The 13,087-nt window shown below is 56.5% G+C and carries 11 protein-coding genes and 1 pseudogene; 10 read left to right on the top strand and 2 right to left on the bottom strand.

Translation table 11 applies throughout. The features are described 5' to 3' along the window. The first annotated feature begins 732 nt into the window (after positions 1-732). From EVC45_RS04400 to EVC45_RS04405, 3 genes are all read left to right on the top strand, one after another. Positions 733-3,624: a hypothetical protein gene (locus tag EVC45_RS04400; RefSeq protein WP_211193366.1), complete on the top strand. Its 2,892-nt coding sequence runs from the start codon at positions 733-735 to the stop codon at positions 3,622-3,624. Between the two features lie 244 nt (positions 3,625-3,868). Continuing rightward, positions 3,869-4,045, top strand: coding sequence for a hypothetical protein (locus EVC45_RS45485; protein ID WP_168991398.1), 177 nt, complete (start codon positions 3,869-3,871; stop codon positions 4,043-4,045). A gap of 572 nt (positions 4,046-4,617) precedes the next feature. Continuing rightward, entirely contained in the window at positions 4,618-5,685 is a 1,068-nt protein-coding gene (locus tag EVC45_RS04405) for a hypothetical protein (RefSeq protein WP_129956803.1), read from the top strand. A gap of 225 nt (positions 5,686-5,910) precedes the next feature. On the opposite strand, the gene EVC45_RS04410 is transcribed toward EVC45_RS04405, so the two are convergent. Next, positions 5,911-6,516 carry a hypothetical protein gene (locus EVC45_RS04410; RefSeq protein WP_129956804.1) on the bottom strand — a complete coding sequence of 202 codons (606 nt, stop codon included), beginning with the start codon at positions 6,514-6,516 and terminating at the stop codon, positions 5,911-5,913. A gap of 234 nt (positions 6,517-6,750) precedes the next feature. Between EVC45_RS04410 and EVC45_RS04415 the strand changes: the two are divergent. Next, positions 6,751-7,323, top strand: a pseudogene (locus EVC45_RS04415) (recombinase family protein); the annotation flags it as partial. Positions 7,324-7,478: 155 nt separating this feature from the next. Here EVC45_RS04415 and EVC45_RS04420 read toward each other — a convergent pair. After that, positions 7,479-7,721 (bottom strand): helix-turn-helix domain-containing protein, encoded by a 243-nt coding sequence (locus EVC45_RS04420; RefSeq protein ID WP_030101047.1) that lies wholly within the window; start codon positions 7,719-7,721, stop codon positions 7,479-7,481. Positions 7,722-7,807: 86 nt separating this feature from the next. Here EVC45_RS04420 and EVC45_RS04425 point away from each other — a divergent pair, with 86 nt between their 5' ends. The 6 genes from EVC45_RS04425 to istA form a co-directional block, all read left to right on the top strand. Beyond that, positions 7,808-8,842, top strand: a complete 1,035-nt coding sequence (locus tag EVC45_RS04425; protein WP_168991399.1) for a lysozyme inhibitor LprI family protein — start codon at positions 7,808-7,810, stop codon at positions 8,840-8,842. 141 nt (positions 8,843-8,983) lie between these two features. Then, entirely contained in the window at positions 8,984-9,958 is a 975-nt protein-coding gene (locus tag EVC45_RS04430) for an ADP-ribosylglycohydrolase family protein (protein WP_129956807.1), read from the top strand. Positions 9,959-10,126: 168 nt separating this feature from the next. Beyond that, positions 10,127-10,981 carry a hypothetical protein gene (locus tag EVC45_RS04435; RefSeq protein WP_129956808.1) on the top strand — a complete coding sequence of 285 codons (855 nt, stop codon included), beginning with the start codon at positions 10,127-10,129 and terminating at the stop codon, positions 10,979-10,981. Continuing rightward, the gene (locus tag EVC45_RS04440; RefSeq protein WP_129956809.1) at positions 10,978-11,418 is read left to right on the top strand and encodes a hypothetical protein; all 441 of its coding nucleotides are present in this window, start codon (positions 10,978-10,980) and stop codon (positions 11,416-11,418) included. Before EVC45_RS04435 ends, EVC45_RS04440 begins: the two co-directional genes overlap by 4 nt. Positions 11,419-11,841: 423 nt before the next feature. Further along, positions 11,842-12,300, top strand: coding sequence for a hypothetical protein (locus EVC45_RS04445; RefSeq protein WP_129956810.1), 459 nt, complete (start codon positions 11,842-11,844; stop codon positions 12,298-12,300). An 83-nt stretch (positions 12,301-12,383) separates the two neighbouring features. Further along, a partial coding sequence (gene istA, locus EVC45_RS04450; RefSeq protein WP_129956811.1) for an IS21 family transposase occupies positions 12,384-13,087 on the top strand: 704 nt, incomplete at its 3' end.

Consider the following 13,087-nt stretch of genomic DNA (forward strand, 5'->3'; position numbering starts at 1 on the left):
GTTGCCATTGTCGAGTGACAACCATGTTGCCTACACTGGTACCGCTGGCCTTGACGGTACTGGACATGCCGACGCGGAGACATTCACACTGTCCGACCACTGTCATCGCGAAAGGCGGTAACACGGCTACTGCGGCTACTGCAATAGGCCGGTATGGTGTTACTCGGTGGGACGGTGTTGCCGGACACTGTGCAGACAGTGTCCTCACGTACCAATTGCGCGTACATTGTCCCCGCTTGCCTCTTTCACTGGTAGTGCCAGCACTGGACCGGGCATCGGGGGATGGATCGAGCCAAAGCGACAGGAGATAAATTCGGCGACGTGGCGTCCGACGTGGCTCGTGAAAATGTCAAGCTGATCCGCTGAATCGTAATCGGGCTGTTGGCGCGGACACACATAAATCGCGAGATGTCAAGAATTATTGACATCGGGGGCCGATTGTGAGATAATGCGTTTTCTCGTCGCGTTGGCAGCAACTATCTAGCAATGCCGTCGCAACGAGTATCAATGAAGGGTATTCGGCGCTATGCCGATCATCCGCCTAAGCGGTGACAGTTCTCGTTGCCGCGTCTATATGATTGTCTAGTTGCTTGTTTGATCGCACGGTGATGTCGTCTATCGGAGACTCATCGCGGTTGCAAGCGAACCTGATCCCAAGATCGTTGTACCAATTGCTGCGTTATCGGCATGAATCCATCTGCCGTGTCCGCTCGCCGTTGCAGTACCGGTCGCATGGCCGCGCACGACTTGCGCGGGACAATCCATTTCATGTATCAACAACAATCTACCCATTCGGAACCGGCGTGCGTCGAGTTCCAACAAAGCAATATCCTCTCGGCGCTTACCGACCAAGCATCAGTCGTAACGGTGTCCCAAGACTGGATCATAGAAAGCGTTTCGGACACCGCAGCCCAGCAACGGCCTGATCTCTGCCAGCCATTTGCCGTCACGGTCCTGTTGTCGCCAGTGCCTGTTACCAAATCGTTTTCGTTGTCTCCCAAAGGCGAACTGCACAAACAGACGCATGGCGCCGTCTCATCCGGCGATCTTCGCGGAATCGACCTTCATTCCATCGAGCAGTTTGCTGGTTTGCTTCAACGTCTGACGCCAATGCAATGCTGTATTTATGGCGTCGCGCCTCTCCCCGAGATGAGGTTGATGACCCAATCAGCATGGGAAAGCGCGGGCCGTCCCGAAGACGCGATACCGCGCACCGCATCGGCATTCGCGTGGCCCGATGGTCCCGGCGTTCTGATGCTGGACTACGACGCACCGAAGGACGGTGCAAAGCCCTTGGACCGCAGCGAGCTTTTTGCTGTACTTCATGCCGTCTGCCCGGCGCTGGCAGCGTGCGATTCGATCTGGATGCCAAGCACGTCGTCCGAAATATACAACTGCGAATCTGGTGATTGCGTCGTAGGAACTAAAGGACAGCGCATCTACTTCATTGTCGAAGACGCGGCTGATATTACCCGTGCTGGCCAAGAACTGCTGGTCCACCTATGGGCCGCTGGTCACGGCCACTTCGACGTGTCATCCAGCGGTGCGCTGCTGGAACGCGGTGTTTTCGATGCGACTGTGTGGCAGACGAACCGAATCGATTTCGCCGGTGGCGCGGAATGCAAGCTGCCATTGGAACAACGTCGTGTGCCGTATATCCAGAAAGCGGCTCGACGTATGGTTGATAGCCGTGCTGCGATTCCAACGGCGACGCCTGAGATCGTGGCCGCTGCCGACAAACACAAGGCTGCTGCGAAGGTCATCGCTGCGCCTATGGCAGCGCAGAAACGCGAAGAATGGCGCAAAGCGCGTATCGATCAGTACACGAAGTCGAACCCCACATTGCCTCTCGACACGATCACGCGGATGCTGGATTTTGCTGTCAATCCGCAACGCAAACAGCTTATGGCTGATTGGCTTATCACTGTGGTCAATGATGAAGGCGATCCGCAAACACTGACTATCGGCGAAGTGCTGGCCGATCCGCAGCGATACGACGGAATGCAAACACTTGACCCGCTGGAACCCGATTACGACGGCGGAAGACCGGTTGGTAAGCTTTTCCTGTCGGGTCGCCAGAATCTCAACAGCTTTGCGCACGGCGGCGTGAACTTCGTGCTGTGCAACAAGATCGTGAAGATCGAAAAGCGCAAGGGCTACGAACGTGAGATGGCCGACGAAGTCATGTCGATCATGCGTGACCACCCGGAAATCTACGAATTCGGAACTTCGGTGGTACGCGTTATCGACGGCAAGCCTGTTGCACTCAACGAGAATTCCCTGCGATATTGGCTCGGTGGCACGGTCCAATTCTATCGCTTGGTGTCCTCGAACGGTCATCAAGTCGAGGTTCTGGAAGACCCATCAGACAAGCTGTTCAAGATGATCTTGTCGCCGGGCGTTCCTCGTAACTTCAAGCGTCTCAATGCGGTGATTTCCGCACCGACACTTCGCCCGGACGGTACTCCATTGGACGTACCGGGCTTTGACGCGAGGACCGGGCTGCTGCTTCAAATCGATCAGGAATGGGACATCGCCGTACCGCTGTACCCGACCGAAGAACAGGCCCGCAAGGCGCTGGAAAAGCTTTGGTATCCATTTGAGCGCTTTCCCTTCGTCGATCAGAATGCGCGTGCGGCGCATCTCGCGGCCCTGCTGACAGCGGCGGTCCGCCCAGCCGTACCTACTTCCCCGGCCTTCGGATACGACGCACCTACCCAAGGCAGCGGGAAGACATTGCTTGCAGACTGCGTCGCGCTGCTGACGACGGGGACCAAGCCCGATGTCTTTCCGCCGCTGAACGACGATACCGAAATGCGAAAGCGCCTGTTTTCGTCGCTGCTTGCCGGTGATGGCGTGATCGTGCTGGACAACATCGTTGGCACGTTCGACAGCGCATCGTTGGCGGCGATGCTTACGGCACCGCAGTTCAAAGATCGTGTCCTCGCGAAGTCGGAAGTTTCGAGCGTTCCCAACAACGCGATTGTTCTGCTGACTGGCAACAACATGGTTCTGGCTGGCGACATGCCGCGACGCGTGATCGTCTGTCGCATCGATGCCAAGACCGAAACTCCGTTTGGGCGTGCGTTCGACGTGGACCCACTTTCATACTGCCGGTCACACCGTCTCGAAATGATGGTGGCTGCACTGACGTTGATTCGCTTCTGCTTGTCGTCGTCTGACTTCAAACCAGCGCCGGGACGCGTTGCTTCGTTCGAAGATTGGGACAAGTTCGTGCGTCAAACGGTCGTTTTTGTCGGACAGACACTCGCGCCGGACCAGTTCGGCGACGTGTTGCACCTGCTAGAGCAGAATCAGTCCGAGGACCCTAACCGCGACGGACTGCGCGATCTGCTACGTGCGTTGCAGGCGTCCTTCGGCACACGTGCATTTACAGCAAGGGAAGTCCTCTCGGCATGCAACCGTGCGTCGGCGTCGCTTGAATCAACCGACACCAAGCTGAACGAAGCCATTCTTGCTGTATCGCCAAATCCCAAACTTTCGACACCCGGCGTTGGAAGGATGTTTACCTACCGGCGTGATCGTGTCTGCGACGGCCTCTTCTTGCAGATCGCTAGTGACAACAAAAACGGGCGCACTTGGCGTGTGGCTAGGTCGTCGTAGAGGGAGATGAAGGAGATAAAGGAGGTAAAAGTAGGTCCTTCTGAAAATTTATTCTGTTATCTTTGATAGCAGAAGCGATTTAGCCGGAACTAACTCCGTTATCTCCTTTATCGCCAACTTCAACGACGCCCTGGAACAAGAGAATCCGACCGTCCCCGTCGATTGAGAGGTGGTCGCGTGATCCATATTTAATCGCAGATACAAAGCCAAACATAATCCAGAAACTGCTATGAAGACAATATCCATGAAGCGACAAATTTCGCAATATAAAAAATTCCTTTCCGCAACCACATCAATGTCCGAAGCCTTGTTCGGAGAAGCCGAAGGCGATACAGTTTTGACTAACGCCGAAACCCAACCGCGCCGTGTTCCTGTCGAAACGGATGGTGCGTCGCGTCTGAACGTTTTATCTGAGTCGTGACGCCAGACGAAAGACATCGACCTCGGCACTATGGCTTGCGTGACTTTCCGACCTTCACCTGAAAATGGGAACATAGGTCGGAGAGCGCGATTTTCGGCCTTAACCGAACCGGATCATGCGAACTACTCAATCAGGGATGAGCACGGGTACCGAGCCAGACTGGCTAGATGCGTCTTCGGGGGCTTGCCGCAGTTGGAAAGACGCCCACCGGTCGGACAGCGCGGTCAGATCGGCGCCAGACGCGCCGTTCAGGAAAAGGGGCGTCCCGTCAGACGCCTCGTCGCCCGCTACACGCGCGTCGGGATGCAACTTGACGGTAGTGCACGCCTAGTGATGAACGAACGACGACCACGTCGTTCTTTGAGACTTGCTGGTCCGTGGTGGCTCTCGGCGTCTACAATGCATCACCTTCGAAATAGTCGGATTCGACCTTCGTCGCGTGAATGGTACGGACGGTCGGAACGCCGACGTTGTGATCCACCATCAGCTTGACCAATTCATCGCCATCCACAAGGATGACCTCTTAAACGATAACAGCGGGCGTCGGAACAACCAGCGCACTAGTGGAATAAATGGCAACTAAACAACTATCTGCTAAGACAACGGATTTCGAGAATCTGGTTAGAAACGGGATGGATTTTTTGGAAAAAGCCATTGCGCAGCTTGACGGCGAACCGAAGCACTCGGTCATTAATTTCTACACTGCCGTTGAAATATTTTTGAAAGCTCCACTGGTTCTCGATCACTGGACTCTAGTAGTCGCAGACCGCGCCTTCAATCGGCAGAAGTATGAAGACGGTGATTTCGTGTCCGTAGCTTTCGAGGAAGCGTGCAAACGGCTGGATGAAGCACTGAAAAAACCTTTGAAGGCAAGTGCGAAGATCGCTTTCGATAGAGTGCGAAAGCACCGCAATCGAATGGTGCATTTCTATCACAGCGGAACGACTGCGGAAGAAAGAGAGGCCATCATGCTGGAACAGGCCCAAGCGTGGTTTGAATTGAACCGCTTTGTGACTCGGGACTGGAAGACAGAATTCTCTCCTTACTTGCGCGAATTTCAATGGATGGAACGCAGCCTGTCGGCCCGTAACCACTACGCGAGAGTAAAATTCGAAAGCCTCAAGGATGACATCGGCGCTGCGAGGCGTGCTGGTAAGCTCTTCCTGACATGCCCCACGTGCGCGATGGATTCCTGTGAGGTCCAAGTCCAGTATCCGTCTATCCCGGAGTTAACGAAGCACAAGTGCCGGGTTTGTTTTCACGAAACAACCAAATTGCAGATCGACTGTCCGTCGTGCGGAGATGTGGACCAATACTTGGAGCCCGCAACAGCGTTCGAATGTCAGAAGTGTTCGCATCGTGTGCCGGAAGACGAAATATATGATCTGATTGACCAATCCAATTATGGTCCGGATGAGTATATGGACGCTGACACGCCCGCGAACTGCGATGAATGTCAGGGTTATCACACTGTCTGCGAATACCGCAAGGGCTATCTATGTACCAACTGTCTGGCATTCCACAAACAGACGTACCGATGCGGGTGGTGCAATGACCCTTGTACGGACCCGCGCGAAGACAGCTATACATTCGGATGTGAGCACTGTGAGGGACATGCGGGATGGCATGCCGATGACTAGGTGCCGCAAGGGGCACCAATATGTCTGCGCTAGAAAGCTTGGCTTGTTTGTAAGTCGTTCAGGGTTGTTCGGCAAGTTAACGAGCGTCTTTGGGACTAGTGCCAATACTTGAGGTCCGGGGACAAGCGCCACTGGATGCAGGTGGGAACCGTCAGGCTTGTCCGCGTGATAGCGCGAAGCCGGCCCATTATGGGTGTTGTGGAAAAACCGAACGCGCTATACGCATCATCGGCAGTTGTCGCCCGGTAGTGAGCCAACCTTTACCCATTTCGTCGGATTATTCCAACAAATAGTATTTCCGTCTTCTGATATATCGCCACGAAGCGGATTTGGTGTAAGTGGATTGGCGCAATCGGGCGGGCTGTTGCTGATGGTTCGGGTCGCCGAATTTTCCACCTTTCCATACGTGTATGGTAGGTCTGATCGCTCGTTATGCAGTCGGATGAATACGTCGGTTGTAGCATCCACGATTACGCCGGGAGGGACTGAGGGGGGTTCCTTACACGGTAAATTGGTTTCCTTATCCAAACACTTCCAGAGCACTCCGTCCAACTTCATCAACACCCCATACTTGGGGTCGGGAAGCGGGCCGGGATTGGGCTCTGGGGTAATTTTCCCGACGACGTAGATCAACAACATACTTGGCGTACCGACGGCGATTATCGAAACGATCAGTCGGACCCATATTGGTGCACTCCATACGATAACGAGGGCGATACATGCAATGACAACAATGCACACGACAACGGCTAAAGGCGTCGGTGACTCCTTCTCGACTTTCTGGATGCCCTCGGTTATGGCATGAATGATCTCGCTCGGGTCCACGCTCATTGCTTCGCTCCTTTCCGGGGCATTGGCGTATCCCATTGACTTTAGACGATCAAGTAGCGAGGCGCCGGAATTTATGTTGCTTGGCGAACGGGTAAGCGTTCGCATGAGATCGCATCTATGTCCGAAACCGAGCACTGGCGTACACCCCGGTTTGACGTGTCCGAAATATAGCTTGCACCCGTATCGTACAGGTGTTAATATTCGTACTCCCATTTCGGACATGTCAAGGTGCCAATGACAAGAATCTTCGCTTACTGCCGGGTATCAACCGCCGACCAGACGACAGACAATCAAGTGCAAGAAATCGAAGCAGCCGGGTTTGCAGTAACGAAGCAGCGCATCATTACCGAGACAGTCAGTGGGTCGGTCCCGGCCTTCGAGCGTAAAGGTTTCGCGAAACTGGTGGACCGTCTGGAAGACGGAGATGTCCTCATCGTAACGAAGCTCGACCGGCTGGGGCGCAACGCCATCGATGTCCGGTCCACGGTCGAACGGCTGGCATCCATCGGGGTCCGTGTTCACTGTCTGGCACTTGGCGGCGTGGACCTGACCAGTCCGGCTGGTCGGATGACGATGCAAGTGATCAATGCAGTCGCCGAGTTCGAACGCGACTTGCTAATCGAACGTACTCAATCCGGTCTTCGTCGCGCTCGGGCCGAAGGCAAGACCTTTGGTCGCCCGTCCGCACTTTCCGAAGCGCAGCGTGCGGCGGTCATCGAACAACTGAACGCCGGGGTGTCGGTCGCGCAAATTGCCCGAGACATGAAGACCAGCCGTCAGACCATCATGCGGGTTCGAGAATCGATGGCATCGACGCAGCCCGCTTTGGCTGGTATCGGCCCGGATGGCGTGCCGTGCGCCCTGATTGACTGGGATCGTCGTAAGTCGCGCGGCGCATGAAGGCCAGCCGACGGACCATCGTGCGGGAACGGGAACCAGCAGCCGCGCAAACGGCGGCTGTTTCATAACCCGGCTTCGGCTATCAACTCGGCCAGCGATATGTCGAGTGCGTTCGCCAGTCTTTTGAGCGTCAACGTGGCGGCATTGTTGGTGCCGCGTTCAACACGACCGACATAGCTTCGATCAACGTCAGCGAGCAACGCCAACTGCTCTTGCGATAGTTCTTTGGCTTCGCGGTGGCGGCGAATCGCTTCACCGAGCGCGATTAAGGATGGGTCCTTGCTTTGACGGGTGCTAATTGGCATCCCGTCATCGTGTGGGGTAACATCGCGCAGTTCGACGGACCATGGTCCCCTTTATTGTGGGACTGGAAACATACGGGGGATTCAGAATGAAAAAATGCCTTTTCTGCGCGGAAGAGATTCAGGATTCCGCAATCCGGTGTAAGCACTGCGGTGGCGACATCGCCGCTGCCGAAGCGGCGGCCAAAGAAGCGAAGTTCGAACAGTCGTACAGCAGCGGGTTTGGGAAGTTTTGGGCCGTGGTCGGTGCAGCAATTTTTGGGTTGCTTGCCTTCGGCGCGTACACCGAAAGGCTATACATGGACATCGCGATCTGCGTTGCATTCGGGCTGGTCTTCCTGTTCTTGGCCCCAAAGGCATGGCAGGTAGGGTTTCTCGCTCGCAATGCGGGCCAACCCGACATCATCATTGCCAGCAGTGCGGGTGAGTTGGCGAAGCAACGCTTTTTCTATGAATATGGTGCGCGGGTCTTCTTGACCGGTGGGCTGTTTGTTGTTCTTCTGACCGGCTTGTACTTCCTTGTGCCGCTCGACCGCATCGTGTTCGGACCGGGGACTCAGGTCGCTGCGTCGTCAGAAGCGAAGCCGTCGTCGGCGAGTGGTACAGCAGACGCGCAAGCGGTCGCTAGTTCGGCGTCCAGTGATGAAGCAGCAAAGGCCGTCGCGGATGGTCAGTCGGCGGGTAGCGATGTAGCGACTTCGGCGGCCCCGGTAGCAGCGTCGTCAGACAATGCAACGCAAACGGCGCAGCAAGCGACGGAGTCTGAGAAGGCAGTCAACGCATCGCTTGCATTATCGGCAGAGACAGCCAGTGCAGTACAGCAGTCGGCATCGACATCTACCCCGACACAAGACGCAATCGGTACGACGGGCGTTCATGCCAGCTTTGACTGCGCCAAGGCGTCTTCGCCCATCGAACATCTGATCTGTTCGACGCCGCAAACCGCTGACGCAGACCTACGCCTTGCATCGGCGTACTCAGCCGCTCGCGCCAAGTCGGGTGACCCGTCTGCCCTAAAGGCGGATCAGCGGAATTGGATGAAGGGCGAGCGTGATGCATGTTCCGATGCGGCGTGTCTGCTGAATGCGACCGAAGCCCGGATTCAGAAGCTCGCGGCTATGTAGCTGCAAGGGGTGAATCCGTACTTGCCGAGTTTCGAGATCAACCGAAAACCGCCCGATGGCGAAAGCCTGACGGCGGTTTTCTCTTTTGTGACCCGGTATCGGACGCGGGTCCAGTACAGTGTCATGTCCACGGGAGATCAGATGAACAATAACGATGGCTATCTCGGATTGCGCCCATGTGCGGACGCGCGGGTCGGCGGGCTTATCGGTCTACTTGTCGGGGACGCCTTGGGTGTGGCATTCGAATTCAAGACGCCGAACCTGCTTCCGCAGCGCGAGTTGATCGATATGACGCCGCCACCCGGATTTCGGCGTTCTCACGCGGGTGTACCGGTCGGCACGTGGTCCGACGACGGCGCACAAGCACTGTGCTTGCTTGCGAGCGTTCAGGCACATGGTCGATTCCTGCTGACCGACTTCGCGGATAGGTTGGTGGCGTGGCTCGACGACGGCTACATGGCCGTGGATGGCGTCGTATTCGACTGTGGAATCCAGACTGCCGAAGCATTGAGTAAGCTGCGCAACGGTGCGTCAGCACGCGAATCGGGCGGCGCGTCGGAATGGGACAACGGAAACGGGTCTCTTATGCGTACTTTGCCGCTCGCACTTTGGCACACCGGTCCCGATGACGCATTGGTCCGCGACGCTCAGCTTCAATCGTTGCCAACGCATGCACATCCACGTTCACTGGTCGTATGCGCGTTCTACTGCCTCACGGCACGCGGGTACTTGCGAAAGGAGGCCGATCCTTGGTCGTGGGCCGATCAGCGTCTCGAAGAGATTTACCGGGACTGGTCCGATGAGCGCGAACGAAAGGGGTTTCTGGCCGAACTCGACGCGCTGAGAAGCTTCCCCAAGACCGATCAGCCGCGCGGCACTGGATACGTGCTTGACACCCTTTGGTCGGCCCGGACAGCACAGGAAGAAGACTCATTTGAAGAAGTTGCCCGAACTGCGATCCTGTTCGGGGCGGATACGGACACGACTGCGGCGGTGGCGTGCGGATTAGCGGGAATCAAGTTTGGCGTGGACGGCATGCCGGCCCGATGGCTGGCGCAGTTGCGGGGCTTCGAGATCGTCGAACCTTTGATTGATGAAGTAATGGTAGCTTCATGAAAACCGGGCGAACTTGCCAGTCGAGCGGGAAGCGCCCACCGCCCACCGCTTTCAGCCCCCTACGATGAATCGCTACTACGCCGATAGTGATAGGATTCGCTGCGCGAAACAAAACAATATGGGTGGCAGACCAAGGCCCAAAGGTTTGTGCCCAAGCCGGAGAACGCTTTGCCACGCAGAAAGTATAAGGTTGGCCTGTATCAGGCTTCCCTTCAACAAGACGTACCCCAAGACATTCGAAACGACCTCTTCGCTCGGTTTGGTGCGAACCCGCCAGTAGTACATCAATACGGCGACGTGAGCTATCACCTAGCCGTAGATCAGATTGGGCACGGCATATACCGTGGGGAACTGAAACGTTACGCGGACGACGACTTGCCGCATGCGGGCATACCAAACGGCCCAGAGCGCGAGTTGGAAATGCAGGCGCATGAAATGACCATCGAGAGAAATCATTTCATCTACTATCAGAATCGCAGGGTCATCGTTTGGCAGGAGAACCGTCGCGGCGGACCTGTGAGCGCACTCGCGCGATATTTGAGTAGTTCGCTTAACAGCACAATTGCCTTCTACCCGGTCCTAACGCAGCAAGCGACGCTTGATCTACTGTTGCAAAATCATCGGCCCAAAGCCCTTGAATTCACTGTCGCGCGTCCTCTCAATCCCCAGTTGTACCAGAACGCCGGTGATACCGGTCGCGTCATGAACCTTTTGGCAGGGATCGGCGGGCTGACTGGCTCGTTTCGCATCAGCGCAAACGGTAGGGGAATACGTGGTCAACTTCTTGATGCGGCCCGCGCGCTCACCCTTGGCAGGGAACTGGTGGCGTCGGGGGCTGCATCGAAAGTTCGACTTGAAGTCGAAAACGTCGATCATCCAATCGACCTTATGGCAGATCGGCTAAAGAGCGAAGTGACAGTAAACACGCAAGGGCGGTATCCTGTACCGCAGGATTTATATGCCGCACTGTCTGGTGTCAAAGACGACTTTGAAGAACAATTAGTCGGGATATTTGGACAATGATCATCGGCATCGGTGCATGGATCGCTGGCTCGGCGCTTGTCTGGATATGCTTGGCGCACTGGCCGATAGCGGATGAGGCGCTGCTTCACGGTCTTGCGAATGGCTATGCATCGACTGCCGGAACAATGCTAGGTTTTGTTCTGGCGATGATCACCGTTTTGATTTCAATGTCGGACCGGAGGTTGATCCGCAACATGGCCCGCACCGGCCACTTTGTGCGGTTACTGGGCAAGCTCTATGGGTGCGCCATCTATTTTGGTCTTGCATTAGTCATTGCCCTTCCGCTGATGGTCGTGAAGTGCGGACTTCTTCGCAACGGTATTGTGTTGACTTCGGGACTGTTGGTTTCTTCCGCTGTGCAACTGATAATGGCGGGCTTCCGGCTCTGGGGCGTGCTCAAACTGATCAGCGGGTCGGTCACTGGGCCGCTCGAATAGCAACGTTCGCTTTGAAATGCCCGGCGCACCATTCGATGAGGCGCTTCGGCTAACTATTGCCGATGGTCAGCGACCGCGAAAAAGGTCGAGGACGCGACCTTCGACGACTGCATTCCGTTCTTCCTTGCTGACAAGGGCGGGGACCGGTGACACCTTGCTACGCCTGCACCGCGCTGATTGATACCGACTGCCATAAGGGCCCGCACCGAGAACTGGCGGCTTTCAAGGGCGACTTGCTTTTGAACACTTACGCGATATTGATCGGGTGGGAGAGTTCAACGTACAAGTGCAGGGAGTGCGCTACCATCTTGATTCGGCCCAACTACAAGCACTCGCCGAACGATACGTGGCGTCTCTGTCCGTGGACTGTCGCGCCGTGACTCCGTCGATCCTAGTGCCGGGAGTGCATTTGGGGTGCCGCGAATGGACAAGCCGAAGCATCGACATCGTCGCCGGGAACTGCTGAGTAGATATGGCCGGGTGACGGCTTGGCACGCGAGTCTCTTTGAGCATGCCGACCGACCGCGCGGCCAGCCTGCCGGGCGTGAAGCTCGCGCGTCAATTCAGTTGGAAGGGGAATTCACAGAACCTGTGGGTGACACGACCCGGTTCCTGATCCAAGTGTCGCCGACAGACAAGCCGGATATCGGCAATACCGACGTGCCAAACGTTGGTGCATTCATTTCGATCAAGCCAGTGCTACAGGGTGTGGTTGACATGACGGAGTGTCGTTTCCAGCAGTTGCTAACTCTCGCCGCGTCAGGCCGTTTGGCGTGGTGTTTCGTCTCTTTCACGATGCCGTATCGTCGGTCGGCCTTGATCGTCAGCCCCGATGGGCGGGCAAATTCCCCCACCTGTGGGCACCTAAAATCCCCCACCTAGAGACACGCGGAGCATGACGCTGGCGCGGTCTGGCAGGACGTTACCTTACACCCCTCGAATGAAGAAAAAGAGGGGTTGTTGGAGTGAATGTCTTGAAGCCGCATCTGCAAACAACCATCGCCACGCTCATCGCCGCGGGCAAACGTCAGCGGGAGATTGCCCGGATTACGGGAGTCGACCGTAAGACGATCCGCAAGTACCAGGAGCAATTCGCGGCGGCGCAGGCAAATTCCCCCACGGTGCCCACCGGCTCCGGGCTGCAAATTCCTTCACCCTGCCCACCGGCAAAGAGCAACCAGATATCGGCCTGCGAGTCACACCGGGAGTTCATAGAGGCCCAGTTGCGGCTGCGGCGCAATGCCATGGCCATCTACCAGGATCTGGTGGACCGGTTTGGCTTTGCTGCCGGATACGACAGCGTCAAGCGGTTCGTGCGGACACTGCGCCAGCATGAACCGGCCCAGTTTGACCGGCTGGATTTCCAGCCTGGCGAAGAAGCCCAGGTTGATTATGGCGAGGGGGCCCTGACCAGGGTGCCGGGCACAAACCGTTACCGCAAGCCGCGGTTGTTCGTCATGACGCTGCGGTACTCGCGACGCAGCTTCCGCCGCGTTGTGTGGAAGTCCAGCAAACAGGTCTGGGCCGAGCTGCACGAGCAGGCCTGGCGCCAGCTGGGTGGTGTAACGCAATACGTCGTCCTCGACAATCTGAAGGAAGGCGTGATCAAACCGGACCTGTACGAGCCGGAGCTCAATCCGGTGTATGCAGCCATGCTCGCTCACTACGG

Origin of the sequence: Paraburkholderia sp. UYCP14C (genome assembly GCF_004197395.1) — a bacterium.
Classification (GTDB): domain Bacteria; phylum Pseudomonadota; class Gammaproteobacteria; order Burkholderiales; family Burkholderiaceae; genus Paraburkholderia.